Below are 26,823 nucleotides of genomic sequence, written 5' to 3'. Positions count from 1 at the left end.
TTATCGTTCCCCTGGATTATAGGTTTTTACTGCCCTATCGAGAACATCTTCCTCATAAAAAGCAACATCCTTCCACTCTTCATTAGCATACATATCGATTTGGTCATCAAAATGCGGAGAATCTGGATTGCCACTTTGACCGCCTGCTAAAATTGATTTTGCCCTTACCTTTTCCCCAAACTCAACGACCGCTACAAAGCTATTCCCACGAGTGCCATAGATTTTTCTGGTACCATTATCATAACGCGCCCCGTAAGCCGCTAAAGCTCCCCAACGTCCACTTGCAAAGCCAATGGGTTTACTTGGTTTGTCATCATTGAATGCCTGTCTTATGTCACCATTTAAACGTTGGTAGCGATTTACTTCACCCCAAGGTATCTCAGGTGATCCAAATGTCTCTTCCAATTGGGTGACACTTGCTTCGAACAACTCAACTTGTTTTCTTGCCCCTACTATCGATTCAAAATTTTGAAAAAGTTCCAACATTGAAGCAGGCCTTTCAATTTCACCTGAATAGGCAAATTCCAAACACTTTGTTCCATAGAAATGGGCTAAACTCATAGCAGTAGACTCTTTAGAAGTTTTGTAATCCCATGCCTGTAAGATTGAAATTGCTTCGGCGGAACTAGGGGATGGAATTGAATCATATGCTCGTATAAGTTGAGGTATAAGAACCTCGAAAGCGGGAAGGTAAGGGTCATGTGCTAAATCAATTAAACCATCCATTGTGAAGTTCTTTTTTCCATCCAACAATCCAACAGCATGAACTCCCCTAAAATTTTCTGGGGCCCGTGACATATAATTTGGATAATCTTCCGGCTTTGGACTGTATTGCATTGCAGCAGTGAACGGAGTGGAATTGCAGTTTTGCAACCAACCATTATTTGGGTTTAGCAATTTTATACACTCCTCAACGGTATGTAAACCTTTCCAATCTGTTGCAGGATTGCTTCCATCTACAGGCTCGGTATAATCGAATATCGTATCGCGTCTTGGAATGTAGTTGCCATGGAAATAAGCGATATTGCCTTCTGCGTCAGCATAAACCGAATTGTTTGATGAGTTTGTTCTAATATCCATCATTCTCCGGAAACCAGCATAGCCACTTTGTTTGGTACGTACATACGACTGCTCCAAGGCTTTAACTGGTTCCCACATCATGGCCGAAGCAGTCCAATACCCATTCTCTTGGTGTGTAATAGGGCCGTGATGTGTGCGATATATGGGAAATATTTTTTCCTTAAGCTCGGTTCCATCCACGTATTTTAAACTTACTTGTAATGAATCTACTTTTCGAAGTTCTTCGCCGTACTGATATAGTAATTTTCCATCTTGTCGAATAACATTCTCCATAAACTCATCCATCACATCTGTATAGGTACTGGTGTGCATCCAGCCAGTCTTTTCGTTAAAGCCTTGATAAACAAAAAACTGACCCCAGGTAACAGCGCCATAGGCATTCAAACCTTGTTCTGATACCACATGCACCTCTCCCCTAAAATAAAATGAGGTATGCGGATTGATAAGCAATAAGGTATTTCCCGACTCGGTCAATTCCCCTGAAATTGCAATGCCGTTTGAACCTCCAGGTTCTGCCATGGCTTCCATTTTATCCAATTGGTATTCTTCCAATTCTGGCAATTCCATTCCGCTCTCGTAAAAGGCCTTAATTTTTTTCGTTGAAATACGTTCGATATCTCCTCCGATACTTCCTTCACTAAAATACATGGGCATCCAAGGTTCAAAACGGGTCAATAATCTGGGTTTAACCTCAGGATGGGTATGCAAATAATAGTTAATGCCGTCAGCAAAGGCATTACACAATTTTTGAAGCCAATCGGGAGCGGATTCATACTTCGCTATCGCCTCGTCTTTGGTCATGTACAAGTTCGCACGTAAGTCACTGTACAAGGCATCTTCACCTTCAACCTCGGCCAATCGCCCTGTGGCCCATATGTAATTTTGTTCCACTCTATTAAAATCATCTTCGCACTGGGCATAAAGCAATCCGAAAACAGCGTCGGCATCGGTCTTTCCATAAATGTGGGGAACACCAAAATCATCACGAATTATGGTAACATTTTCAGCTTGTGCTTGCCATTCATCTACTTCTGATTGGGGTTTTTGCTCCGTTTTGCAGGATAGTAGTGCTATGATGAACGATAGTAATAGTAATTTTTTCATGGTAATGAATTCTGCTTACAATTTAAAGATAATTATACCAGTCCATTTGAATTTTCAACAACTTGAAAAAATGGTATTTCCCATAGGCAAGAATTTAAAGTATCTTGCCCTTTTTAGTCGTACTGATGGCAGATAAAAAAGTAAGTATTCTAAAAGCCTTTAAAACTATTATTTGGCCTAGGCGAAATTTGGTTTTTTTAGGGCTTCTACTAATAGTAATCAACAAGGCCGCAAGTTTTGTAGCACCAATTTCACTGCGCTATTTTTTAGATGATATCGTTCCCAATAAAGACTATGACTTCTTGAAATTATTGGTAGTGGTCGTTATCATTTCTTTTTTAGTACAAGCTGTAATGTCCTTTCTACTAACCAAGGTTTTGAGTATTCAAGCCCAATACATGATTTCTGAACTGCGTGCTCAAGTTCAAAAACAGGTCTTGTCATTACCCATACGTTTTTTTGACAACACAAAATCAGGTGCTCTAGTCTCAAGAATAATGAGTGATGTTGAAGGTGTTCGAAATTTAATTGGTACGGGTTTGGTACAATTGGTTGGCGGCACCATTACCGCGATAGTTTCTTTGGTACTACTACTTCGAATTAGTCCGGCGATGACCTTACTTACCTTTATTCCATTGATTGTTTTTGCATTTATCGCCCTTAAGGCCTTTAAGATAATCAGACCTGTTTTTAGGGATAGAGGTAAAATCAATGCCGAAGTCAAGGGCAGGCTGACTGAAACCTTGGCTGGAATACGTGTGATTAAGGGTTTTAACGCCGAGGCTCAAGAGGCAAAGGTTTTTGAAGGAGGGGTAGAGCGCTTATATCAAAACGTTAAAAAGAGTTTAACCGCAACTGCAGTGATGACAAGTTCTTCAACATTCTTGTTGGGCCTTGCAACCACTGGTATAATGATGGGATTTGGTGGATATAAAATGATGCAGGGTGAATTGACAACTGGAGAGTATTTCGAATTTACGTTCCTGTTGGCCCTTATGGTCGCACCAATAGTCCAAATGAGCAATATTGGCAGTCAATTGACCGAAGCCCTTGCAGGTCTTGACAGGACCGAAGAATTGATGAATCAAAGAGCCGAAGCAGATGAAACGGAACGCACGTTAAATTTAAAATCCATTGAAGGAAATATGGTTTTTTCAGATGTTTCCTTTGCTTATGAAGAAGATAAAGAGGTTTTGCACAACATCAGTTTTGAAGCAAAAGCAGGCGAGGTAATTGCCCTTGTTGGCAGTTCTGGCTCAGGTAAAAGTACAATTGCCGGTCTAGCAGCCAGTTTTCTAAATCCGGATTCTGGAAAGATAACCATTGATGGAAACGATTTGTCAAAGGTGGATTTGACCAGCTTTAGACAATTTCTTGGTGTGGTGTTACAAGACGATTTCTTATTTGAGGGTACTATTAGAGAAAACATCCTCTTTCCAAGACCTAACGCGACTGAGTCCGAATTACTTTCAGCTGTTGCCGCTGCATATGTAAATGAATTTACGGACCGTTTTGAAGATGGATTGGACACCTTGATTGGTGAACGGGGTGTTAAACTTTCAGGAGGGCAACGACAACGTATAGCTATTGCGAGAGCCGTATTGGCCGACCCTAGAATTTTGATTTTGGATGAGGCCACATCAAGTTTGGATACCGAAAGTGAAGCCTTGATTCAGAAAAGTTTGGCCGAACTTACAAAAGGACGAACAACATTTGTGATTGCCCACCGTCTAAGTACAATCAGAAAAGCAAATCAGATTTTGGTTATAGAAAACGGTCATATTGCTGAGCAGGGAACCCATGAAGAACTTATAGCCGCAGAGGGAAGGTATTATAATCTATTTACCTATCAAGCTCGTATTTAACTAAGTCAAGATTTAAAGGTTTCTACCAACTACCGCTGGCACCACCGCCTCCTGAGCTTCCTCCCCCACCTGAAAAACTACTGGAACCACCTCCAAAGGAAGAGCTAAAACCACTACTGCTACCGGAAGATGAATAAGACTTTGAAAAATAACTTTTATCAGATTTAAATGCTGAAAATTTCAATGGTTCATCACCACTCTTCAATTTAAAAATCGCAATGACCGATGTTATGAATACATAAAACAGTACAGGAATCAATATCAAATATGGGTTATCCAATAAAGAATCAACATTAGGTTCAAAATCGGCAAAAAATACCAGAGCAATTAAAATAGGAGCAATAATAAACGGTATCGAAATAAGTACTGAAAGTCCAGTAAAGAACAAAATAAATGTACCAGGAAATACTCCTAACCTCCCTGAAAAAATATCTTTTAGAACTTTAATGAAAGACTTATTGGTCTGATAGAAATAAAAGCCACCTGCTGTCACAAAAATTAAAAAAAAGGCGCCTAAAAATAAGTAGACCCATATCGGCAATTTTTCCTCTTGGGCGGTTTCCTGCTTAAATTCTTCTAGGGCATCAGGGTCGTCAAGAAAGTTGATTATCTGGTCAGTGGCGGCTGAAATTCCTTCAAAATAACGTTCCTCCTTAAATCGAGGAATCATGGTTTCTCGAATTATTCGTGAAGCGACCGCATCCGTTATATAAGGTTCTAAACCATAACCTACTTCAATTCGTACTTCGCGCTCTTGTTGAGCGAATAGAATAAGTACGCCATTGTCTTTGCCCTTCTGGCCCAATTCATTGTTGTTAAAAACGTTGAGGGCGTATTGTTCAATAGTTTCCCCATTAAGGGCAACCACGGTTAAAACAACTATTTGATTTGTGGTTTCTTGCTCAAAGAGAGTCAATTTTTCTTGTAGTTGAACAAGATCACTGGCAGAAAAAATACCAGCTTGATCGGTGACTATCTCAGTAAGTTGGTGAGAATTGCTTTGAGAATGGCCATAATTTAGCGCTAGTAGGAAGAGAAAAAGTCTAAACAACCAAACCCTCATAAAACACCTTTTGGCTTAAAGATAAACCAACCTGGCCTCATTAGGACTAAAAAATAATAAGGCTTACTCTTCTGGTGCCAATTGAACCTCAAGACCCTCTAACTCTGGTGTCATGTGAATTTGACATCCTAATCGCGAGTTATCTTTTACGTTAAAGGCTTCTGCTAGCATGGCCTCTTCATCATCTGACTTTTCCGGTAAATCATGTGCCGACTCTATATAACACTGACACGAAGCACACATGGCCATACCACCGCATATACCTATGGTACCTTCAGGAGCCAATTCATAAGAACGAACCACCTCCATTAGGTTCATGTTCATATCAGTTGGGGCATCTACTTCATGGGTAGCTCCATCGCGGTCTATTATTTTTATTTTGATGTCCATCAAGGAGTTAGGTATTAGTAATTAGGATTCAGTTGATTTCATAGACTTGATTAGTCCAAAAATCATTCGAGAAATTTCATTTGACTTTTCTAGGAGTTCTTTTAGATTTTCAGACTCTAAATATCCCAATCTTTCTGATAAATACAACATTGACCTTACTTCACTATTTGAACTTACCGCTATATAAAGGAATCTTGAAAAATCATTGTTTGTTTTCCTATCAAATCCTTCAGCTATGTTATTTGAAATCGAAACGGATGCTCTTGTTATTTGATCCTTGAAAGCATAATCTTTTAAATCGGAAAACTGTGAATAAATCTCCACTGAAAAATCTTGGGATTTCTGCCACACTATTAAATCTTCAAATCTTTTTACTGCCATATAAATTGGCTAACTCCTAACTCCTATTTCCTAATACCTTAAGTTATGCTTTTCACTACTGCTTTCGGAGCCTCTTTCTTACTACCGTCAAAACCGGTCACCCCTCCTACCGTAGTATATTTCATGACATACTTTTTATCAGGAAAGATTCTTTGGTAGGCACTTTGACACATTAAGGTTGCTTCATGAAAACCACAAAGAATCAGTTTCAATTTTCCAGGATAGGTATTTACATCACCAATCGCATACACCCCTGGAATATTCGTTTGATAGTCTAAAGTATTGTCAACCTTGATTGCATTTTTTTCAATTTCAAGACCCCAATCTGCTATAGGCCCCAATTTAGGGGAAAGCCCGAACAGCGGAATGAAGTTATCTACTGGTATCTTTATTTCTTCTTCATTTTCTCCGTTCTTGCGTACTGTAACTGTCTCCAAACTTTTTGCACCTTCCAGACCTATAACCTCTGCCGGAGTAATCAAATTAATTTTGCCCAAGTTTTTCAACTCCTGTACTTTTTCAACTGAATCCAATGCGCCCCGAAATTCATTTCGGCGATGAACCAAGGTAACCTCACTTGCAACTTCCGCTAAAAAAATAGACCAATCCAAAGCAGAATCACCACCTCCGGCTATCAATACTTTCTTATTACGGTACACCTCTGGGTCACGTATGATATAGGCAACTCCATTGTCTTCAAACTTGGCTAGATTATCCAATTGTGGTTTTCTGGGTTCAAAACTTCCCAGTCCGCCAGCTATTGCCACTATGGGCGCATGATGCTTTGTTCCTTTATTGGTCGTTACAATGAACGAACCATCTTCCAATTTTTCTAAGGTATCGGCACGTTCACCGAGGGTGAAACCAGGTTGAAACGGCTTGATTTGCTCCATTAAATTATCGACCAAATCACCAGCGAGAACCTCTGGAAAACCTGGAATATCATAAATGGGTTTTTTAGGATATATCTCTGAACATTGACCCCCTGCTTGTGGAAGTGCATCTATTAAATGACATTTTAATTTTAACAGACCAGCTTCAAAAACAGCAAAAAGCCCTGTAGGCCCTGCACCAATAATAAGAATATCGGTTTTTATCATTTTACACTAAAAAAATGGGTAAATCTATTTTTAAAAAAAAGAAAACGATATGACATCTATCATGTTCAACTTAGGTTGACCACCTCTTCAATTTGAGGAACATATTTCTTGATGGTCATTTCAACACCGCTCTTGAGGGTCATTTGATTTACGGTACAATGAATACAATTCCCTTCCAGTTTCACCTTTACTGATTTATCATCATCAATGGAAACCAAGGAAATGTTACCACCATCACTTTCTAAGAATGGACGTATCTCGGCCAGTGCCTTTTCTACATTTAATCTAACCTCTTCAGATGTCATGCTACTTCTTTTTAACCGCGGAACAACCCGCCATTGTTGTAATCTTAATTGCTTCGGTTGGCGGTAAATCTTTGTTTCTACGCACCAATTCTTGTACCATGTTTTTTGTTAGCTCTTCAAAGGCTTCTTCAATAGGAGAAGCTGTTTGCAGCGCAGCTGGTCTTCCAACATCTCCTGCCTCCCGTATACTCTGTACCAGCGGAATCTCACCTAAAAACGGTACGGTTAAGTCCTCAGCTAGATTTTTGGCTCCATCCTTTCCAAATATAAAGTATTTGTTCTCAGGTAGTTCTTCAGGCGTAAAATATGCCATGTTTTCTACGATACCAAGAACGGGAACATTAATGGCCTCTTGCTGAAACATGGCCACTCCTTTTCGGGCATCGGCCAGCGCAATTTCTTGTGGCGTACTTACTACAACTGCTCCGGTAACAGGTAGCGATTGCATAATACTCAAGTGGATATCTCCAGTTCCTGGTGGCAAATCCAACAAAAGAAAGTCAAGCTCATCCCAGTGCGCATCAAAAATCATTTGATTCAAGGCCTTACTTGCCATGGGACCGCGCCAAATTACAGCCTGATTAGGTTGGGTAAAGAAGCCTATTGACAACATTTTCACCCCATAATTCTCGACTGGCTTCATTTTGTTTTTACCATCAACGTTGATAGATAACGGACGTTCATTGGCAACATCAAACATAATAGGCATAGAAGGCCCGTAAATGTCAGTATCCAATAACCCCACTTTGAAACCCATTTTTGCCAAGGTAACCGCCAAATTTGCAGTAACCGTAGATTTACCTACACCACCTTTACCAGAAGCAACGGCGACTACATTCTGAATGCCTTTAATTGGTTTACCTTTTATTTGATTTACCTGGGGTTTTGCAGGTGCATCAACTTTAAGGTTTACTTTTATCTTGGCTTTCTCGTAAACCAATTCGTGTATGGTCTTGAGAATTTCAACCTCGGTTTTTTTTCGAGCTTGTAGACTAGGATTTTTAATGGTTACATCAACCTCAACTTCCTCCCCAAAAATCTGTACGTTGGTGACAGCTCCGCTTTCAACCATATTTTGACCTTCACCCGGTACCGAAATGGTCTCTAATGCCTTTAAAACCTCTTTTTTATCAATCTTCATCAATCTTATTTTCTGACAAGTCGTTCCAATCTATTCAAGATTACAAAGATACGCCTTGCGCCTTTGCTAGAAAAGGCTTGAGATTGATTGTAAGGATGTTGGAATAAGAAAGCCTTATTCGACAATTTTAGTCCAACTCTTTTATTGGGTCCCAAAAATGTTTTTGAAAATCAACAATTTGATTATCAACCACTTTTACTCCTTCATTTTCAAGCAATTGTTGCATAAGATTAGTACCATCAAAGTGGTGTTTACCAGTAAGAACACCAACCCTATTTACTACCCTGTGAGCGGGTACATCTTTGGTGTGTGAATTATTCATTGCCCAACCAACCATTCGGGCACTTCGTGCCGCACCAAGATATTTGGCAATAGCCCCATAGGAAGTTACTTTACCGTACGGAATTTGGCGGGCAACTTCATATACCTTATCGAAAAAACTTTCTTCTTGCATGCTAATGATAAAAAATTCGAATAGTGGTAATAAAAAGTAGGACCAACATTAATCCACTGAGCACATAGTTTGAATTCTTAGAGAACCAATTTGTTTTGGTTTCCAATTTATTGAAGTAAAAAACATATAGGTACATGACTAAAAAAGTGCCAAAGGCCGCAGAAAGTATGAATACAATTTCATCACTTACATCAAACATCATGATGTGCTGGTTGTAAAAAAAAGTGTTCAACCAACTGTAAAATGGTATTTGAAGAAAATTAAGCCAAGCCAAGAAAAAACCACCAAGAAAACTGTTCCGTTTTTTGTTTTGGTCAAGTGGGATTGCTTTTCGCGACTTTTTGTACCCTTTTACAAAAAAGAACACCGTTAAAACCGCAAATAAGAGAACGGCCGCTTTCATCAGCCATTCCACAACTTCAGGATTGCGATTTAGAAACTTTCCTATCCGCACTGCCAAGTAGACTTGGAATGCAACGGTCAGGGCAATACCCAAGCTAAAACTCAATCCAGCCCTTTTTCCTTTATCGACCGCAATTTTAGCGGCGTTTACATTCAAAAGGCCCGGAGGAGCAGACGCACCAATAGCCGCAATCAGCGTTGCCAAAAATAAAATAGGCAGGTGTTCCATTAATTTATTTAGTCGGTCAGTTGAAATTGAAGATAAGTAATCGCTTTATCAATTTCAAGGTATTGATTTTCGTAGAACGTTTGAATACCTAAAACTTCAGGCGGTGCACCTTCATTTTTATACACATTGTGATTGGCATATAGTATTTTATGGCCAAGCCCTTGTAATAAACCAATGGTATAACCATGCATGAATTCACTATCGGTTTTCAAATGGATAAGACCTTCAGGGCGCAAAACATTTTTATACCGGTTTAAAAAAACTTGGTTGGTCATTCGATGCTTCGTTCTCTTGTATTTTATTTGAGGGTCTGGAAACGTAATCCATATTTCGGCGACCTCCTCCTTAGCAAAACAATGGTCTACCAATTCTATTTGGGTTCGAAGAAAGGCCACATTGTTGAGATTTTCATCCAATGCAGTTTTAGCACCACGCCAAAAACGTGCGCCTTTGATATCAATACCAACAAAGTTTTTATCAGGGTTTTGTCTTGCAAGACCTACGGTATACTCGCCTTTGCCACAACCCAATTCAACCACAATGGGGTTGTCGTTTTTAAAAAAATCCTTCCAATTTCCTCGAAACTGAAAATTGTTCAAAACCTCGTCGCGAGTAGGCTGGATTACATTTTTGAAGGATTGATTTTCGGCAAATCGTTTTAGTTTGTTCTTGCTTCCCAAAACAATTACTTAAAGTTTTGGCAAAACTAAGGAAATCTCTAGGCAACCTAGGTATCGTTTCTTTGTTGATTATGCCCAAACCGAAACGAATATTGGTTGCCCCATTGAATTGGGGATTGGGTCATGCCACAAGGTGTATTCCTATTATCAAATCACTTTTGAACGAAGGATTTGAAGTCTATATAGCATCTGATGGTGTTGCCCTTAAACTTTTACAAAAAGAATTTCCGCGATTAACTTCATTTGAACTGCCTTCGTACAAAATTAAATACGCCGAGAAAGGCAAAAACTTCAAAATCAAAATGATATGGGATTCTCCTAAAGTCCTTAAGGCCATGGCCAAAGAAAAAAAGGAGATCAAAAAAATAATTAAGGAGTTTAAAATCAATGGTATAATTTCAGATAATCGACTAGGAGCCTACTCAAAAAAAATCCCTAGCGTTTTTATGACACACCAACTCAATGTTTTATCTGGAAATACGACTTGGTTCAGTTCAAAAATGCACCAAAAAATCATTAAAAAGTTTACAGAATGCTGGGTGCCCGATGTTGATCAGAAACCCAACCTAACGGGTAAACTTGGTCACTTAAAAAAGACCAACGATAAAGTAAAATATTTAGGTCCGCTGAGCAGATTTGAAAAAAGAGATTTTCAGAAGGTCTTTGATTTAATGGTGCTTTTGTCCGGGCCAGAACCCCAAAGAACCTTTTTGGAAGAAAAGTTACTGAACGAATTAAAAAGTTTTGATGGTAGGGTGCTCTTTGTAAAGGGAAAAATTGAAAACGAACAACATAGAAATTGGATTACCCAACAGAATAACTTTATTGAAGTTGTGAACTTTATGCAATCAAATGAGTTGGAAGTAGCAATAAATTCGAGTGAATTGATCTTAAGTCGTTCTGGGTATACCACAGTCATGGATCTCGCTAAATTGGAAAAAAAGGCATTTTTTATTCCAACCCCAGGCCAATACGAACAGGAATACCTGGCAAAGCGATTGAACAAGCATCGATTGGTGCCCTATTCAAAACAAAATGAGTTTTGCCTTGCAGATCTAAAAAAGGTAAAAAGCTATGACGGACTTACCAACTTCGATTCTTCAATAGATATTTCTTCGTTATTTGAAGTTTTTTCGAGGGTAAAAGAGAACTCAGAACCAACATCTTCCTCACTTTCGACATAGATTTTCTCTCCATGGGCTTCTATGATGTGCTTTACTATGGAAAGACCAAGGCCGGACCCTCCCTCTTTTCGGCTACCACTTTGGTCCACCCTGTAAAAGCGTTCAAAAAGCCTTGGTATGTGTTGTTTTGGAATACCTTCACCGTTGTCGGTTACACGAACAATAATCTTGTTTTGTACCAGATTTTCAATACTAACTTCGGTTGTTCCGTTTTTATGCCCGTATTTAATTGAATTTACCAGAAGATTTGTGAGCACTTGTTGAATCTTCTCTTTATCGCCAACTACGAAAATGGGTTCATAATCCATATCAAACGTCAAGGAAATCTCCATTTTTGCAGCGCGCATTTCCAATAGGTCAAATACATTCTGAACCAGTTCAATAATATCAAATTCCTCTTGCTGTAAATTCAAGTTTCCTGATTCCAATTTGGTTATCAAATCCAAATCTTTTACGATGTAGATAAGGCGTTCCACACCTTTATTGGCGCGTTCCAAATATTTATCTCGAACCTTTTTATCTTTTATTGCCCCATCCAATAAGGTCAAAATATAACCTTGTACGGTAAATAATGGCGTCTTCAATTCGTGGGATACATTACCTAAAAAATCCTTTCGATATTCCTCCCGTATTTTAAGGGTATCAATTTCAATTTTTTTGTCTTGGGCGAACTTTCCGATTTCTTCGGTTAAGGTCTTCATATCTGTAGTCACTGGCTTAGAGGAAAATGAAGAAGATTCTAAAAGCGAGACTTCATCGTATATTTTTTTAACCCTCCGGTAGATAAATCGTTCAACACGCGCTTGGATGATAACTAAGGAAATCAAAAAAACCAATGGCCCGGAAATGGCAATAAAAGCCCAATCAAATCTTCCCAATAAGTATTGAACTGCGATTAGAAGCACAGTGACCAATAAAAAAATAATCAAGGAACTTCGTAAAGCAAAGCGATACGACTTTCTTAGCTTGGTAGCCATTTATAATACAAACTTGTAACCCACCCCTTTAACAGTTTTAAAATGGTGGTCCCCTATTTTTTCACGTAATTTTCGAATATGAACATCTATTGTTCTTCCCCCCACAACGACTTCATTACCCCATACTTTATCTAAAATTACCTCACGTTTAAAAACCTTACTTGGTTTACTGGTTAGCAACGATAACAGCTCAAACTCCTTTCTAGGTAGAATAATCTCCTGCCCATTATTAACGATTTTGTACTCTTCCCTATTGATAACAATATTCCCTACCTGAACAATGTCCTCAACTTCTTCAGTATTGTCTTTTGTTCTGCGAAGTAATGCTTTCACTTTACTGACCAATACCTTTGGTTTTATGGGCTTTGTAATGTAATCGTCCGCTCCAGCATCAAACCCGGCAACTTGAGAGTAATCTTCGCCGCGGGCGGTTAGAAAGGTGATAATTGTATTTTCCAAACCTGGGGTACTGCGTAAGATTTCACAGGCTTCAATTCCATCCATTTCTGGCATCATGACATCCAAAATGATCAAATGTGGCTTTTTTTTCTTCGCTTTGGCAATAGCCTCAACCCCATTTTTCGCCGTGTAGACATCATAACCTTCAGAACTTAGGTTATAACCAACTATTTCTAAAATATCGGGTTCGTCGTCTACTAAAAGTATCCTGATATCGGTAGTTTTCATGGTTCAGAAAATTTGTTCTCGACCAAATGTAAAGATATTACAATAACGCCTATCATCCTTAACATTGATTTAATCTGATAACATTATCGTCACATTTTTGAAAAAAACACTTAACACGGTCGTAACATGACTTTTACAGCCTCCATCTTTCTTTGCCCAGAATACCAAACAAGTAATGAGAATACTTTTAACAATTTTTATCGTATTGACTATCAATACGTTAACAGCTCAAATTTCTACTGGAAGCATCGTAGGAAAGCTTACCGACAAAGAGATGAATAATGAGCCATTGGCTTTTGCCAACGTATTAATTAAGGGAACAACAACTGGAACAACTTCTGATTTCGACGGATTATATGAAATAGGGGGTCTTGAGCCAGGCACTTACACGGTTGTAGTCAGCTATCTGGGATACGAAACAGTTGAAATACCTAATGTCACTGTTGAAGCTGATAAAGTAACAAACGTTAATGTGCCCATGAGTGCATCAGCTGGAGTGTCACTTGATGAAGTTGTAGTTACGACAGTTGCACGAAAAGACTCTGAAGTTGCCCTTTTATTAGATCAACGAAATGCTGTTACCGTTGTTGAGAGCATTGGTGCCAAGGAACTCGGAGATTTGGGTATTTCAGACGCCAAGACAGCTACCACTAAAATTTCGGGGGTTTCCGAAAGTGAAGCTTCAGGAGACATTTTTGTAAGGGGTTTGGGCGATAGATATTTATCTACAACTTTAAATGGTTTACCAATACCTTCAGACAATATTGATAAAAAGAACATCAATCTCGGTCTTTTCCCAACAAGAGTAATTCAAAATGTAAGCATTAGCAAGACCTACGCTTCAAGAAACTCTGCCGACCAGGCGTCCGGAAATATAAATATTAAATCAAGAGAACTAATTGGGGCCTCTGAATTCAGTATAGGGATTTCTGGTGGCTTTAACTCTACTGTTACACAAGACGGGGTATCGGATAATTTTAAAATCACCCCAAACTTAGCAGATGAAACGACCTTTGGGTTTTATAATTCTGACAGGACTTTAGTTCAGCAACTCACTGAACAGTCTTGGGACCCTGGGAGAAAGGATAACCCTTTGAATTACGGAGTTAATGTAGCCTTCGGAAAAAAGTTCTTTGATGGCAAACTTTCATTTGTTCTTACCGGTTCGCATGACGAAAGTTATCGATACAATAAAGGTATATACCAAATTTTAGAATTTGGGTTTGTTCAGGTGGGCTCATCAGATTATACGGTGCATCAATCAGAAATCAATAACACCGCTCTATTGGATTTGACTTGGTTTATCAACGATAAAAACAAGCTAAAATCAACCACCACTTTCTTGAACACTTTAAACGATTTTGTTGTTGAATTTGGAAGAAATGGAGAAGCCCAAGTTAGTGATGATACAGGGGCATTTAGCAGTTTTGGCATTCCCTTGGAATTCGCTCAAGATCAAAACACAAAACAAACAAATCTTCTTGTTACTCAGCTGATAGGCGAGCATACGCTGAACGAAAAAAATAATTTGAATTGGGCAGTTGGCTACAACTTATTGAATGCCGATGAACCTAACCGAATTAGAAATCAGGTCTTTTTTGATACAGCTCCAGAGACTTCTGTCGCTTTGAACTCCCAAGGTGGATTTAACCAAAGAAAAGCAGCTCAATTCATTGAAGATATAGAGTACAATGGTTACTTGAACGATGTATTCAAAATTATCGATGATGAAGACAATAAAAAGAAATTTGATCTTGAAGTTGGAGTGTTTTATAGAAATAAGGAACGTGACTTTAGTTCTGAATTCGTTGGTGTTATTGAATCAAATGGAGTAGACAGATTCAGTACCAGAACAACAAGTCTAGATAACCTTAATCAAATATTGAACACTGGAAACTTTGCCAACGGAGCACTAGAGCCTCGTTTTCTAAGTGCTAATGAAAATGGTGAACGCCAAGATATTTATACCGGAGAATATATTTCGCAAGCTGCCTATTTTGATTTAAATGTGCAATTGGGACGATTTAGTGCCAATGCGGGTCTTAGGGCACAAAAAGACGACATCTCTGTAGTTTATGATGTTGGAGGTAGTGGTACACGTTTGATTGGAGAAACTGTCCAAGACTATCAAAACTTTTACCCAAGTTTGAATTTAAAGTATGATTTAAATGAAAAACATGCTATACGTTTTGCTGCAAGTAGGACGATTACTTTACCTGAATTTAAGGAGATAGCACCTTTTAGATATGTTGCTCCTTCTGGCCAAGAAGTTGCTGGTAACGCCGAAAACCTTGTGGCATCAACAACTAATAATTTTGATATAAAATGGGAGTTTTTTCCATCTAATGACCAGCTAATTTCGCTTGCTCTTTTTTACAAAGACATTCAAGACCCTATTAACAGGACTACGCAACGTGGAGGGGAAAATATATGGACATTCGAAAACACCGGTGAAAAGGCAGAAGTTTTTGGAATTGAACTAGAGAGTAAGATAAACCTTCTTGAGCCTAAATTCAATGAGGCCACTGATGATTACGAAGGAATTGATTTAAGTCTTGTTTTTAACGCCACCTTAATGCATCATGAGCAAGATTTGAAGTTTGTTCCTACTGAAGATGGAACAAATGCAACAGACTTTTTTAGGTTTGGCACCAATTCTTCTACTGGTTTAGAGGGGGCGTCGGATTTTATCATGAACGCGAACCTTAACATGAAAACTTCCGGCGAGAACAAATTTGCTGCCTCATTAAATGCAAACTACGCTTCTGATAAGATTTTCGTTTTGGGTAATCCTGAAGGTTTTGCCATTTACGATTACTCTTATAACGATAACATCATTGAAAAAGGTTTTGTGGTCTTAAATGGCCGTCTAAGCCAAGATATCAATGAAAAATGGCAAGTATCATTGAATGGTCAAAACTTATTAGATCCAGAGATAAGAAGAACACAGGGTGTTCTTGATAACAGAAACGAAGTACGCGACTTTTCAAACGATATAAACGTTCGCTTGGGTCCAAACGGTCCTCAACGCATAATCAGAACAGAAACGGTACGCTCTTACAAATTGGGTCGAACGCTCAGTTTGGGACTGACTTATACATTTTAAACTTTATATCTAATAACCCTTAATTATTGAAAATGAAATTTAGTAGAATTTTTATGACTTTAGCCACGGTTGCAGCCCTTTTACTTGCAAGTTGTGGCGACGATGATGGTGGGACCTCCGGACCTACCTGTACTGACGGTATACAAAATGGTACTGAAACAGGCGTTGATTGTGGTGGTACTTGTCCTAATACCTGCCCAGTTGAAGCTACTTGCGATGACGGTATTCAAAATGGGGATGAAGAAGGTGTAGATTGTGGTGGATCATGTTCAAATGCATGTACCGAATCTGTTAATCTTGCTTCTATGAGTCCTATCACTGAAGATATGACCCTTGTTGCTGCAAACACATACACACTTGACGGGCCTGTAAGTGTGGAAGACGGAGCCTTATTAACTATTCCTGCGGGAACTACAATTACAGCTACTGCGGCTTCAGGTGATGAAACCAGCACCTACATTGTAATCCAAAAAGGATCTCAGATTGACATTCAGGGTACTTCTTCCCAACCAGTTATTATGACTTCAGATAATGAAACTCCTGGTGATTGGGGTGGTCTGGTCATAGCTGGAAATGCTACTACTACCAAGGGTGTTGATGCCACTGCTGAAGTAGGTAATATCATATACGGTGGTACGGATGATGCTGATAACTCAGGTAATATTGACTATTTGGTTATCAACTATGCTGGAGCCCAAATTAACTCTGAATCACAATACAATGGTCTTACACTTTATGCTGTAGGATCAGGGACAACAATTGATAATGTTGCAATCCTTAATGGTACCGACGATGGTGTGGAATTTTTCGGGGGAACTGTTTCTGCAACAAGTTTCTACATGGAAAATAACCAAGATGATGCCATCGACTGGACTGAAGGTTGGAATGGAACTTTGACCGATGCCTATGTTCTACATACAGAAGCGGGCTTTTCAACTGCTGTTGAAGCAGATGGTGACAATAACAATCCTAGTTTGGTCAATTTAACTTGTGTCTCTACTGTGGGCGGTACTGCTTTACAATTCAAAAAAGAATCAGGAGCTACTATTACTGGTCTTTCTTTGACTGGATACGACACTTCAATTGACTACAGAGATGGTGGTGCGGTGACCAATGTTACGATTGATGGTGCGACTTCTAATCCTGCACTCTCTTACGTTGGACCAGCAACTGTTGATATCAATGACTTTAGTTGGGTAAATACAAATACAACAGTAGAAAGTAACATCTTGAGTGGTGCAATTGGAGCCGATTTGACTTTAGATCCTGCGATAGATTACTTCTTAGATGGAGCCTTGAGCGTAGAGTCAGGAGCAACATTGACAATTCCTGCCGGTACTAGAATTGTTGCTGATGTTGAAGCAGGTGAAGAAACAAGTACCTATATAGTAGTTCAAAAAGGAGCTCAAATTGATATTCAAGGTACTGCTACTGACCCAGTAATTATGACATCGGCGAATGAAACTCCTGGTGATTGGGGTGGTTTGGTCGTTGCTGGAAATGCTACTACTACCAAGGGTGTTGATGCCACTGCTGAAGTAGGTAACATCATATACGGTGGTACGGATGATATGGATAATTCTGGTAATATCAACTACTTAATTATTAACTACGCAGGTGCACAAATCAACTCTGAATCACAATACAATGGTCTTACTCTTTACGCAGTGGGAGCAATGACATCAATTACCAATGTTGCTATCTTAAACGGTACTGATGACGGGGTTGAATTTTTCGGCGGAACCGTTTCTGCATCTAATTTCTACTTGGAAAATAATGAGGACGATGCAATTGACTGGACTGAAGGTTGGAATGGAACTTTGACCGATGCCTACGTTCTTCATACAGAAGCTGGCTTTTCAACTGCTGTTGAAGCAGATGGAGACAATAATAATCCTAGTTTGGTCAATTTAACCTGTGTATCTACAGTAGGCGGTACTGCTTTACAATTCAAAAAAGAATCAGGAGCTACTATAACAGGTCTTTCTTTGACTGGATATGACACGTCTATTGACTACCGGGATGGTGGTGCTGTAACCAATGTTACCATTGATGGTGCAACTTCTGATCCAGCTTTAACATATGAGGGACCTGCAACCGTTAGTGCTAATGATTTTATTTGGGCTACTGGTAATGATGAAGCACAGTCTGCTGTTTTAACCGGTACTGTTTCTTCAGATATTACTTTAGACGCTTCTATTACTTATTTCTTAAATGAAAACCTAAGCGTTGAAGATGGTGCTTCCTTAACTATTCCTGCAGGAACTACGATTGTTGCTGACGTTCAGGCTGGTGAAGAGACTAGCACCTATATTGTAGTTCAGAAAGGTGGTACAATTGATATTCAAGGTACTGCTACAAATCCTGTTGTAATGACATCCTCAAATGAGACTCCTGGTGATTGGGGTGGTCTTGTCATTGCAGGTAATGCCACTACAACCAAGGGTGTTGATGCAACTGCCGAAGTAGGAAATATTATTTACGGTGGAACCGACGACATGGATAATTCTGGTAGTATCAACTACTTGATTATTAACTACGCAGGTGCACAAATCAACTCTGAATCACAATATAACGGCCTTACCCTTTATGCTGTCGGTTCAGGAACCTCAATTAGTAATGTTGCAATCCTTAATGGTACAGATGATGGTGTAGAGTTTTTTGGAGGAACAGTTTCTGCATCCAATTTCTACTTAGAAAATAACGAGGACGACGCAATTGACTGGACTGAAGGTTGGAATGGAACATTAACCGATGCTTATGTACTACATACGGAAGCTGGTTTTTCTACAGCTGTTGAAGCAGACGGAGATAATGCCAATCCATCTTTGGTTAATTTAACTTGTGTGTCGTCGGTTGGAGGAACAGCGCTTCAATTCAAAAAAGAATCTGGGGCAACAATAACTGGACTTTCTTTAACCGGTTATGATACATCACTAGATTTTAGAGATGGTGGTGCTGTTTCTAATGTACAAATAGAAGGTGCTGACTCAGACCCTTCGGCAAGTTATGATGCTGCAGCTACTGTTGACGTAACTATTTTTGATTGGGCTACTAACTAATCAAGGGAATAACAATTTGAAAACCCCGCCAATGGCGGGGTTTTTTATTAACAAATATCAAATAAGCTGCCAACCTTCAATTTTAACATACTTGACAACATTAATTTTTTTCAGTGCAATAAGTAGGGTATTTTGGGTTTGAATTGTTAATTAAGCAGTTACAAAGTGCATTTCGTCGATTTGTTCCATATTTTGAATGGTAATGAAAAGAACGAAAACGTTGAAATTGTATATTTGTGGCATGCCCTTTGATACCAACCCTATATGAAGCAAATCTACTTGGTCCTTTTATTTTTTGTTTGTGCTTTTGGGTTTTCCCAGAATAACCCGACCGAGGCTGATATTGAAGGTCTTAGATTGTATCCCAATCCAACTACCACAGATAAAATTTTCATAAGCACATCTCAAAATGCCCCAAAGAAAATAGTCATATTCGATGTTTTGGGTACCAAGGTTATGGAAACCACAATAATTGGTAAAGAACTCAATCTTTCTAATTTGGTTAAGGGAGTTTACATCTTACAGGTCATTGAAAAAGATAAAATGGCCACTAGAAAGCTGATTCTTAAGTAATTTCCTTCAAGTACTACATTTCATATTTCAGTTTGTCGATGATTTCTGCCTTTCATCGATGACACTTACAGTTTTGCCGTATTCACAACAATTAATGGGAAAAGCTTCATGATGAAGGTAATTTTACCTCGGTTATCCCAAATTTTGTTGCATGAAGCAAATCTACATCCTTCTACTTATGGCCCTACCAATTTACCTATCCGGTCAAGAAATGCCGGAGCCGCAATCAGAGAACCAGAAAAAATTTAAAAGTTTCAAGTTATACCCAAATCCAGTTTATGGTGACGAAGTATATCTGACGACAAATACCAACGAAACCAAAGAGGTAAAAATCTTTGATGTTTTTGGCGAAGTAGTGCTGACAACAAACCTTACCAATAGTAGATTAAATGTTGCTCCGCTTTTACCAGGAATTTATGTATTGCAAGTAAAAGAAGAAGAAGAAACAGCTTCACGAAAATTAGTGGTCAAATAAGAGTTTCCAACTAACCAAACTTAGGCCCTGGCAGTTCGCCGGGGCTTTTTATTTTTGTCTCACCATGCTTGAGACCAATTTTGGCATTTTTGATCCTACTGGAAAACAAAGTTTTGAAGACAGTTGTCTTAGAACCTTTGAGTTTCAATATTCAAATACTAAAGTCTATAAAGAATTCTGCGACCATTTAGGTAAAACTCCTACTACAGTTAAAAGCATCTTTGACATTCCATTTTTGCCCATTGAATTTTTTAAGTCAAAAAAAATCATTGCATCAAACAAAAAACCTGATATCATTTACAGTAGTAGTGGCACCACGGGTTCAATCCAAAGCCAGCACTATGTAATCGACATCAATGTTTATAAAGAAAGCTTTAAAAGAGGATTCGAATTTTTTTACGGACCTATTAATGACTATTGCATTTTGGCCCTATTGCCCGCATATCTCGAACGCCAGGGCTCATCATTGATATATATGGTTAACGAAATGATGCTTCTTTCAGGGCATCCAAAAAATGGATTTTTTCTTTATGACCACAAAAAATTGAAAACGATTCTTGAAGAGCTTGATGGCCAAAAACAAAAAACCTTATTGATTGGTGTCTCCTTTGCGCTTTTAGATTTCACTGAAGAATTTCAGCTAGACCTTTTGAATACGGTAATTATGGAAACCGGTGGTATGAAGGGTAGAAAAAAAGAAATTACCCGAGAAGAATTACATAAATACCTAAGCATTGGATTCGGAGTCGACCAAATTCATTCTGAATATGGAATGACCGAACTGTTGTCGCAAGCCTATTCTCAAGGTAATGGAAGATTTAAATGCCCTCCTTGGATGAAAGTTTTCGCTAGGGACACAGAAGACCCTCTATCAATTCAAAAAACGGGAAAAACAGGAGGTTTAAATATTATTGACCTGGCCAATAAGAACTCTTGCTCATTTATTGCAACCCAAGATTTAGGCCGTTTTTATGAAGATGGTAGTTTTGAGGTTTTAGGCCGCTTTGACAATTCAGATATTCGTGGATGTAATTTAATGGCCATATAATTTTTATGCCCATTTGTAAACAAAAACCTACCACATATAAAACTTAAGAGCTCTTCAAATACTGATTTAACTACTTTTAAAACAACGAATTAAATCAACCAAGATGAATAGAAAGAAGTTTTTAAAAACCAGTTTACTTACAGCATCTGCAGTGGTGAGCACACCTGCCATTGTTTCATTCAGAACAGAAAAAAGTACCTCAAATTCTATAGAGCCCAAAGTGGTTCGTGCCCAAGAAGGTAAAAAAGTGAATGTAATTGGTGACCAACAAACGTTTAAATTAACTGGAAAAGACACTAATGGGCAGTTTACGTTAATTGAAGAAGTGAATCCACCGGGTACCATGATTCCACCGCATGTTCATACCAAAGAAGATGAAGTATTCAAAGTTTTAGAAGGCGAACTTGAGGTAACCGTAGGTGACGAAACCACAGTTCTCAAAGCTGGTGATTTGGCATTTGCTCCACGAAACGTGCCCCATTCGTGGAAAGTCATCGGAGATACTGATTGCAAAACAATTTTAAGTGCTTTTCCTGCCGGTATTGAACTTATGTTTGAGGAACTGGGTAATCTGCCTCCTGGCAAACCCGATTTTGCCAAAGTGGCCGAAATTTGCGGTGCCCATGGTATCACCTTTATAACCTAAGGTGATTACTATTAGCTAATGACCAACAAGAAATAATTTCTCCTGCCCCTTTGCAGGAGAATAAACCTTTCGTTGATTAAATCGTTTGATGTGATAAGGTAATTTTCTTTTACCTTTTCCTTATTGACTGAAATCGAATTCTGTTTTAACTCGCGTCTTGCCTCACCATTGGAGCCTAAAAATCCGGTTTTAGCAGCTAGAGCCCCTATCATATCAAGCCCATCGTCTAACTCTTGTTTAGAAATTTGAGCTTGCGGCACACCTTCAAAAACATCTAAAAATGTCTTTTCGTCCAATTTTTTTAGTTCTTCTGAAGTAGACTTACCGAATAAAATAGTACTCGCAGCTTCTGCATTATCCAAGTCGTTTTGGGAGTGCACCATTCTCGTGACTTCTTCTGCCAATCGCTTTTGAAGCTGTCTTAAATGCGGTGCTTCTTTATGGGCACGTGTTAAGTCTTCAATTTCTTCTTTGGTCAGAAATGTAAATATCTTAATGTACTTTTCAGCGTCTTCATCTGAGGTATTCAACCAATACTGATAAAATCGATATGGAGACGTTCTGTTAGCATCCAACCAAACATTACCACCTTCGGTCTTGCCAAATTTTGTTCCATCTGCTTTGGTAATCAATGGACAGGTAAGGGCGAAACCTTTACCGCCTCCGATTCTACGAATAAGCTCGGTACCTGTTGTTATATTTCCCCACTGATCACTTCCACCCATTTGTAGCGTACAGTTGTGATTTTTGTAGAGATACAGAAAATCGTAGCCTTGAACCAATTGATAGGTAAACTCGGTAAAAGACATACCTTCCTTTGCCTCGGCGGATAGTCTTTTTTTAACCGAATCTTTGGCCATCATATAATTGACCGTTATGTGCTTGCCTACATCCCTTATAAAATCCAAAAAGGAAAATTCCTTCATCCAGTCATAGTTGTTTACCAGTTCGGCAGCATTCGGAGCATCACTTTCAAAGTCAAGAAATCTCGATAATTGCTCCTTCAATGCGTTCTGATTATGACGCAAGGTTTCTTCATCCAAAAGGTTTCGTTCTGCAGACTTGCCTGAAGGGTCACCAATCATACCAGTCGCCCCACCTACCAAAGCAAAAGGTTTATGACCTGCCAATTGAAAATGTCGAAGTAACATAACACCTACCAAATGACCAATATGTAAAGAATCAGCAGTAGGATCTATGCCCACATAGGCCGCTTGCATCTTTTCCAATAAATGTTCTTCTGTGCCCGGCATAACATCATGAAGCATACCGCGCCATTTCACCTCTTCGACAAAATTTGTCAACATTCTAAACTGTTTTTTCTTGGTTTGCAAATATAGAATGTTGTATTGGCTTGATTAAAATTAATTTCGAATCGGTATTTTTAGCGGTATGACTTTAGTGACAGGAGCATCAGGACTTGTGGGAGCACACTTGCTTTTAAAACTCGTTCAAAAAAATGTAAAAGTTAGGGCCTTATATCGCACGGAATCAAAGCTGGAAACCGTTAAAAGAATTTTTGGTTACTACGTTGATAATCCCGACCAAATTTTTGACAAGATAACGTGGATGGCTTGTGATATTACCGATGTACCAACCTTGGAGAGGGCTTTTGAAAATATTGAACAAGTCTATCATTGTGCTGCTTATATTTCTTTTGACCCTAATCATTACAAAAAACTGCAAAAGTCAAATGTCGAAGGCACGGCCAACGTAGTCAATCTTTGTATCGAAAAGGCCGTCAACAAACTATGTTATGTAAGTTCTATTGCAGCAATAGGTTCAAAAGGTTCCCAACCGATTACGGAAACCACCGAATTCAACCCTACTGATGCGAGTGTATATGCTCTTACCAAAAACGCAGCAGAGCTTGAAGTTTGGCGAGGTACTCAAGAGGGTATTCCCGCAGTAATTGTAAATCCTGGGGTAATCTTAGGACCTGGGCAATGGAATCAAGGCAGCGGAACTTTCTTCAGTAAAAATTCAAAACCCCAAAAGTATTTTCTTCCTGGAGGGACAGGATTTGTAGGAATCGATGATGTTGTCGATTCTATGATGTCATTGATGGAAAGTGAAATATCAAATGAACGTTTTATTCTAGTTTCTGAAAATCTTTCCTTTAAGGAAATTCAATCAAGAATTGCGAAGGCATTTGGGACCAAACCACCCACTAAAGCAATTAAACAATGGCAACTAGAATTGTTCTGGCGTTTGGACTGGCTTAGAAATAAATTGGTTGGTTCAAGAAGGATACTTTCAAAAGCAATGACCAAATCGTTGCAAAGCGAAGATACTTACAGCAAAGAAAAGATTGAAATGGCTCTGGGTTCAACACTAAGGCCCTTAGATGATATGATTACTTTTTGTTGTTCTGCTTATCAGCAGGATAATTCGTCTTATTAGCATTTTTTAGACTATCCCTTCTTTTTTCATTTACGTTTCGAATGCTATCGGTGCGTTTTTCCCGAGCATCATCGTATTTTCCTTTTTCCTTCTCCAATCTAAGTTCTACTGCCTCGTAAATAGCCTGATATTTCAAAGGTATTGACGCATAGTACAAATCGCTCTGAACAAATTGGACACTATCGATATCATGTTTATTGAAAACAAAATCTGTTGAAATGGCCAAATTATTTTTTGTGAGTGCGGCCGGGTTCGTTGATTTAATCGAATTAAATAAAGCCAAATCATAAATGATTTGCTTCATTTTGTCCTCAGGAATCAGATTTTCTGGTTTTTCAATAACTTCCTCTGCACAAGAAAAGGCAAGGCATAGGAGCAAAAAGAAAATTATTTTCTTCATTTTCACCTATCAAATGTTAGTCTTTTAGCAGCTCGTTGCTCAGAATATTGGCCTCTATCGTAGGCCAAGTGTCCGTTTAAAAATGTACGCTTGATTTTATGGTCAAATGAAACGCCTTCAAAGGGCGACCATCCGCATTTATACAATATATTCTCCTTTTCTACCTGCCATTTAGAATTCGGTGCAACTTCAACCAAGTCTGCAAAATAACCTTCCCGTATAAATCCACGCTTTTTAACATCAAAAAGTAAGGCTGGGTTATGACACATTTTCTCGACAATCTTCTCTATGTTGATAATGCCTTCAAGGCTCTTTTGTAACATTGCCGGCAAAGCATGTTGTACTAAGGGGCCTCCTGACGGGGCTTTGGTATATGGGTTGTTTTTCTCTTCCAATGTATGGGGCGCGTGGTCTGTTGCTATTACATCAAATCGGTCATCCAAAAGTGCATCCCAAAGTTTCGCCCTATCAGTTTGGGTTTTGACCGCAGGATTCCATTTAATGAGAGTCCCTTTACTTTCATAATCAATATCTGAAAACCAAAGATGGTGAATACATACCTCAGCGGTTATCTTCTTTTCAGAAAGAGGGATGTCATTTCTGAACAACTCTGTTTCCTTACCTGTTGAAACGTGAAAAACATGCAATCGAGCGCCTGTCTTCTTTGCCAGTGCAATCGCTTTTGACGAAGAAAGGTAACATGCCTCTTCACTACGAATAATTGGATGGTATTGAATAGGTATATCGTCGCCAAAACGTTCTTTATAGTTCGCTAAATTTTCTCTTATTGTTGTTTCATCCTCACAATGTGTCGATATGACCATTTCAGTATTACTGAAAATAGCTTCAAGTACTTTCTCATCGTCAACCAACATATTTCCTGTTGAAGAACCTAAAAACAACTTTACACCAGAACAGCTCTTTGGATCAAGTCTTTTTAATTCCTCCAAATTGTCATTGGTACCTCCAAAAAGAAATGAATAATTGGCATAGGAGGTCTGGGAAGCCGATGAGAATTTGGCTTCAAGTTTTTGAATTGTTGTGGATTGCGGATTGGTATTAGGCTGTTCCATAAAGCTGGTTATGCCGCCTGCAAGCGCCGCCCTGCTTTCCGTTGCAATGGTTCCTTTATGCGTGAGCCCTGGTTCTCTAAAATGTACCTGGTCATCGATTACACCGGGCAATAAATAATTTCCATCAAAATCAATTACCGTTGCACTATCATCTGAAATATCAGTATCAATTCGATCAATATACTCCCCTGAAATCAGTACATCTTGTACTTTAATTTCATTTTCATTTACCAATTTGGCGTTTTTCAACAAGGTGTTTGCCATCAATTGAAATTCTTTTTGTCGAAAATACTTCTAAACTTCATACCAATAACCCCAAAAATTGCTTCCCAAATAATTCCTGAACTCATTTTTGATTCACCATTCAATCGATCTGTGAAAATAATGGGAACCTCTTCTATTTTAAATTTTTTGAGATACGCCCTAAACTTCATTTCTATTTGAAAGGCGTAACCAATAAATCGGATTGCATCTAAATCTATGCTTTCCAGTACTTCCCTTCGATAGCAAATGAAACCAGCTGTAGGATCATGAACACGCATTCCGGTGATCAACTTTACATACCATGAGGCTCCATAGGACAACAAAATTCTATTTAAAGGCCAATTAACAACATTGACACCTTTTTTATAGCGAGATCCCACTGCAACATCTGCCCCATTAAGACAGGCTCTGTGCAACCTGACCAAATCTCCTGGTTTATGTGAAAAATCCGCGTCTATTTCGAAAACATAATCGTAATTACGTTCTAGTGCCCATTTAAAACCGTGAATGTAAGCTTTACCCAAACCTGATTTTTTCTGTCGAACCTGTAGATGCAGTTTATTGGAAAATTCTGATTGTAATTCTTTTACAACCTTCGCGGTACCGTCTGGTGAATTATCATCAACAACTAAAATGTGAAAGTTCTTATTGAGGTCCAAAATCGTCCTAATCATGGCCTCAATATTCTCAATTTCGTTGTAAGTAGGTATGATTACTAGACCGTCGGACAC

24 protein-coding genes and 1 pseudogene are annotated in these 26,823 nt (G+C 38.8%); 9 read left to right on the top strand and 16 right to left on the bottom strand.

Going from position 1 to position 26,823, the window contains the following annotated elements:
* Window positions 1-2,184: an acylase gene (locus tag HCU67_RS06595; RefSeq protein WP_168551773.1), complete on the bottom strand. Its 2,184-nt coding sequence runs from the start codon at window positions 2,182-2,184 to the stop codon at window positions 1-3.
* A 125-nt stretch (window positions 2,185-2,309) separates the two neighbouring features.
* Here HCU67_RS06595 and HCU67_RS06590 point away from each other — a divergent pair, with 125 nt between their 5' ends.
* Window positions 2,310-4,049 carry an ABC transporter ATP-binding protein gene (locus HCU67_RS06590; RefSeq protein WP_168551772.1) on the top strand — a complete coding sequence of 580 codons (1,740 nt, stop codon included), beginning with the start codon at window positions 2,310-2,312 and terminating at the stop codon, window positions 4,047-4,049.
* A gap of 22 nt (window positions 4,050-4,071) precedes the next feature.
* Here HCU67_RS06590 and HCU67_RS06585 read toward each other — a convergent pair whose 3' ends face one another.
* The 9 genes from HCU67_RS06585 to trmB form a co-directional block, all read right to left on the bottom strand.
* Window positions 4,072-5,112, bottom strand: a complete 1,041-nt coding sequence (locus HCU67_RS06585) for a TPM domain-containing protein (RefSeq protein ID WP_168552076.1) — start codon at window positions 5,110-5,112, stop codon at window positions 4,072-4,074.
* Between the two features lie 63 nt (window positions 5,113-5,175).
* On the bottom strand, window positions 5,176-5,505 hold the full coding sequence (locus HCU67_RS06580) for a 2Fe-2S iron-sulfur cluster-binding family protein (protein WP_168551771.1): 330 nt from the start codon (window positions 5,503-5,505) through the stop codon (window positions 5,176-5,178).
* An 18-nt stretch (window positions 5,506-5,523) separates the two neighbouring features.
* On the bottom strand, window positions 5,524-5,883 hold the full coding sequence (locus HCU67_RS06575) for a four helix bundle protein (protein WP_168551770.1): 360 nt from the start codon (window positions 5,881-5,883) through the stop codon (window positions 5,524-5,526).
* A gap of 38 nt (window positions 5,884-5,921) precedes the next feature.
* Complete coding sequence (locus HCU67_RS06570; RefSeq protein WP_168551769.1) at window positions 5,922-6,983, bottom strand: NAD(P)/FAD-dependent oxidoreductase; 1,062 nt, start codon at window positions 6,981-6,983, stop codon at window positions 5,922-5,924.
* Between the two features lie 65 nt (window positions 6,984-7,048).
* A complete protein-coding gene (locus HCU67_RS06565) occupies window positions 7,049-7,288 on the bottom strand; it encodes a NifU family protein (protein WP_168551768.1) in 240 nt (79 codons plus the stop codon).
* Between the two features lies 1 nt (window position 7,289).
* Window positions 7,290-8,429 carry an Mrp/NBP35 family ATP-binding protein gene (locus tag HCU67_RS06560; protein ID WP_168551767.1) on the bottom strand — a complete coding sequence of 380 codons (1,140 nt, stop codon included), beginning with the start codon at window positions 8,427-8,429 and terminating at the stop codon, window positions 7,290-7,292.
* Between the two features lie 127 nt (window positions 8,430-8,556).
* Window positions 8,557-8,883, bottom strand: coding sequence for an MGMT family protein (locus HCU67_RS06555; RefSeq protein WP_168551766.1), 327 nt, complete (start codon window positions 8,881-8,883; stop codon window positions 8,557-8,559).
* 1 nt (window position 8,884) lies between these two features.
* The gene (locus tag HCU67_RS06550; RefSeq protein ID WP_168551765.1) at window positions 8,885-9,514 is read right to left on the bottom strand and encodes a LysE family transporter; all 630 of its coding nucleotides are present in this window, start codon (window positions 9,512-9,514) and stop codon (window positions 8,885-8,887) included.
* A gap of 8 nt (window positions 9,515-9,522) precedes the next feature.
* Window positions 9,523-10,194, bottom strand: coding sequence for a tRNA (guanosine(46)-N7)-methyltransferase TrmB (trmB, locus tag HCU67_RS06545; RefSeq protein ID WP_168551764.1), 672 nt, complete (start codon window positions 10,192-10,194; stop codon window positions 9,523-9,525).
* Window positions 10,195-10,265: 71 nt separating this feature from the next.
* Here trmB and HCU67_RS06540 point away from each other — a divergent pair, with 71 nt between their 5' ends.
* Window positions 10,266-11,378: a UDP-N-acetylglucosamine--N-acetylmuramyl-(pentapeptide) pyrophosphoryl-undecaprenol N-acetylglucosamine transferase gene (locus HCU67_RS06540; RefSeq protein WP_168552075.1), complete on the top strand. Its 1,113-nt coding sequence runs from the start codon at window positions 10,266-10,268 to the stop codon at window positions 11,376-11,378.
* Here HCU67_RS06540 and HCU67_RS06535 read toward each other — a convergent pair.
* Window positions 11,267-12,184 (bottom strand): annotated as a pseudogene (locus HCU67_RS06535) (sensor histidine kinase); the annotation flags it as partial. The gene HCU67_RS06540 and the pseudogene HCU67_RS06535 overlap by 112 nt on opposite strands.
* Before the next feature lie 171 nt (window positions 12,185-12,355).
* Window positions 12,356-13,042 (bottom strand): response regulator transcription factor, encoded by a 687-nt coding sequence (locus tag HCU67_RS06530; protein ID WP_168551762.1) that lies wholly within the window; start codon window positions 13,040-13,042, stop codon window positions 12,356-12,358.
* Between the two features lie 175 nt (window positions 13,043-13,217).
* Between HCU67_RS06530 and HCU67_RS06525 the strand changes: the two genes are divergently transcribed.
* The 6 genes from HCU67_RS06525 (at window position 13,218) to HCU67_RS06500 (ending at window position 21,952) form a co-directional block, all read left to right on the top strand.
* Window positions 13,218-16,148 carry a TonB-dependent receptor gene (locus HCU67_RS06525; protein ID WP_168551761.1) on the top strand — a complete coding sequence of 977 codons (2,931 nt, stop codon included), beginning with the start codon at window positions 13,218-13,220 and terminating at the stop codon, window positions 16,146-16,148.
* A 32-nt stretch (window positions 16,149-16,180) separates the two neighbouring features.
* On the top strand, window positions 16,181-19,210 hold the full coding sequence (locus tag HCU67_RS06520; RefSeq protein WP_168551760.1) for a beta strand repeat-containing protein: 3,030 nt from the start codon (window positions 16,181-16,183) through the stop codon (window positions 19,208-19,210).
* A 264-nt stretch (window positions 19,211-19,474) separates the two neighbouring features.
* On the top strand, window positions 19,475-19,783 hold the full coding sequence (locus tag HCU67_RS06515) for a T9SS type A sorting domain-containing protein (protein WP_168551759.1): 309 nt from the start codon (window positions 19,475-19,477) through the stop codon (window positions 19,781-19,783).
* A gap of 151 nt (window positions 19,784-19,934) precedes the next feature.
* Window positions 19,935-20,258, top strand: coding sequence for a T9SS type A sorting domain-containing protein (locus HCU67_RS06510; protein ID WP_168551758.1), 324 nt, complete (start codon window positions 19,935-19,937; stop codon window positions 20,256-20,258).
* A gap of 64 nt (window positions 20,259-20,322) precedes the next feature.
* Window positions 20,323-21,306 carry a LuxE/PaaK family acyltransferase gene (locus HCU67_RS06505; RefSeq protein WP_168551757.1) on the top strand — a complete coding sequence of 328 codons (984 nt, stop codon included), beginning with the start codon at window positions 20,323-20,325 and terminating at the stop codon, window positions 21,304-21,306.
* A gap of 103 nt (window positions 21,307-21,409) precedes the next feature.
* Window positions 21,410-21,952, top strand: a complete 543-nt coding sequence (locus HCU67_RS06500; protein WP_168551756.1) for a quercetin 2,3-dioxygenase — start codon at window positions 21,410-21,412, stop codon at window positions 21,950-21,952.
* A gap of 11 nt (window positions 21,953-21,963) precedes the next feature.
* On the opposite strand, the gene tyrS is transcribed toward HCU67_RS06500, so the two are convergent.
* Complete coding sequence (gene tyrS / locus HCU67_RS06495) at window positions 21,964-23,259, bottom strand: tyrosine--tRNA ligase (RefSeq protein ID WP_168551755.1); 1,296 nt, start codon at window positions 23,257-23,259, stop codon at window positions 21,964-21,966.
* An 85-nt stretch (window positions 23,260-23,344) separates the two neighbouring features.
* Here tyrS and HCU67_RS06490 point away from each other — a divergent pair, with 85 nt between their 5' ends.
* The gene (locus HCU67_RS06490) at window positions 23,345-24,355 is read left to right on the top strand and encodes an NAD-dependent epimerase/dehydratase family protein (protein ID WP_168551754.1); all 1,011 of its coding nucleotides are present in this window, start codon (window positions 23,345-23,347) and stop codon (window positions 24,353-24,355) included.
* On the opposite strand, the gene HCU67_RS06485 is transcribed toward HCU67_RS06490, so the two are convergent.
* Genes HCU67_RS06485 through HCU67_RS06475 form a run of 3 tightly spaced genes read right to left on the bottom strand, consistent with a single transcriptional unit; the run spans window position 24,309 to window position 26,823 of the window.
* Window positions 24,309-24,755, bottom strand: coding sequence for a DUF4296 domain-containing protein (locus tag HCU67_RS06485; protein ID WP_168551753.1), 447 nt, complete (start codon window positions 24,753-24,755; stop codon window positions 24,309-24,311). The genes HCU67_RS06490 and HCU67_RS06485 overlap by 47 nt on opposite strands.
* Window positions 24,756-24,757: 2 nt before the next feature.
* Window positions 24,758-26,092, bottom strand: a complete 1,335-nt coding sequence (locus HCU67_RS06480) for a dihydroorotase (RefSeq protein WP_168551752.1) — start codon at window positions 26,090-26,092, stop codon at window positions 24,758-24,760.
* A complete protein-coding gene (locus tag HCU67_RS06475; protein WP_168551751.1) occupies window positions 26,092-26,823 on the bottom strand; it encodes a glycosyltransferase in 732 nt (243 codons plus the stop codon). Before HCU67_RS06475 ends, HCU67_RS06480 begins: the two co-directional genes overlap by 1 nt.

The sequence above is a fragment of the Croceivirga thetidis genome (assembly GCF_012272815.1).
Lineage (GTDB): Bacteria > Bacteroidota > Bacteroidia > Flavobacteriales > Flavobacteriaceae > Croceivirga > Croceivirga thetidis.
Note: the sequence above shows the minus strand (reverse complement) of the source record. Positions and strands in the feature narration are given on the sequence as shown.

Coding starts and splice junctions, on each gene's coding strand:
- HCU67_RS06510 (WP_168551758.1), top strand. CDS start 19,935: ATGAAGCAAATCTACATCCTTCTACTTATGGCCCTACCAATTTACCTA.
- HCU67_RS06565 (WP_168551768.1), bottom strand. CDS start 7,288: ATGACATCTGAAGAGGTTAGATTAAATGTAGAAAAGGCACTGGCCGAG.
- HCU67_RS06505 (WP_168551757.1), top strand. CDS start 20,323: ATGCTTGAGACCAATTTTGGCATTTTTGATCCTACTGGAAAACAAAGT.
- HCU67_RS06525 (WP_168551761.1), top strand. CDS start 13,218: ATGAGAATACTTTTAACAATTTTTATCGTATTGACTATCAATACGTTA.
- HCU67_RS06560 (WP_168551767.1), bottom strand. CDS start 8,429: ATGAAGATTGATAAAAAAGAGGTTTTAAAGGCATTAGAGACCATTTCG.
- HCU67_RS06590 (WP_168551772.1), top strand. CDS start 2,310: ATGGCAGATAAAAAAGTAAGTATTCTAAAAGCCTTTAAAACTATTATT.
- HCU67_RS06490 (WP_168551754.1), top strand. CDS start 23,345: ATGACTTTAGTGACAGGAGCATCAGGACTTGTGGGAGCACACTTGCTT.
- HCU67_RS06555 (WP_168551766.1), bottom strand. CDS start 8,883: ATGCAAGAAGAAAGTTTTTTCGATAAGGTATATGAAGTTGCCCGCCAA.
- HCU67_RS06515 (WP_168551759.1), top strand. CDS start 19,475: ATGAAGCAAATCTACTTGGTCCTTTTATTTTTTGTTTGTGCTTTTGGG.
- tyrS (WP_168551755.1), bottom strand. CDS start 23,259: ATGTTGACAAATTTTGTCGAAGAGGTGAAATGGCGCGGTATGCTTCAT.
- HCU67_RS06570 (WP_168551769.1), bottom strand. CDS start 6,983: ATGATAAAAACCGATATTCTTATTATTGGTGCAGGGCCTACAGGGCTT.
- HCU67_RS06575 (WP_168551770.1), bottom strand. CDS start 5,883: ATGGCAGTAAAAAGATTTGAAGATTTAATAGTGTGGCAGAAATCCCAA.
- HCU67_RS06540 (WP_168552075.1), top strand. CDS start 10,266: ATGCCCAAACCGAAACGAATATTGGTTGCCCCATTGAATTGGGGATTG.
- HCU67_RS06480 (WP_168551752.1), bottom strand. CDS start 26,092: ATGGCAAACACCTTGTTGAAAAACGCCAAATTGGTAAATGAAAATGAA.
- HCU67_RS06485 (WP_168551753.1), bottom strand. CDS start 24,755: ATGAAGAAAATAATTTTCTTTTTGCTCCTATGCCTTGCCTTTTCTTGT.
- HCU67_RS06585 (WP_168552076.1), bottom strand. CDS start 5,112: ATGAGGGTTTGGTTGTTTAGACTTTTTCTCTTCCTACTAGCGCTAAAT.
- HCU67_RS06500 (WP_168551756.1), top strand. CDS start 21,410: ATGAATAGAAAGAAGTTTTTAAAAACCAGTTTACTTACAGCATCTGCA.
- HCU67_RS06530 (WP_168551762.1), bottom strand. CDS start 13,042: ATGAAAACTACCGATATCAGGATACTTTTAGTAGACGACGAACCCGAT.
- HCU67_RS06550 (WP_168551765.1), bottom strand. CDS start 9,514: ATGGAACACCTGCCTATTTTATTTTTGGCAACGCTGATTGCGGCTATT.
- HCU67_RS06595 (WP_168551773.1), bottom strand. CDS start 2,184: ATGAAAAAATTACTATTACTATCGTTCATCATAGCACTACTATCCTGC.
- HCU67_RS06520 (WP_168551760.1), top strand. CDS start 16,181: ATGAAATTTAGTAGAATTTTTATGACTTTAGCCACGGTTGCAGCCCTT.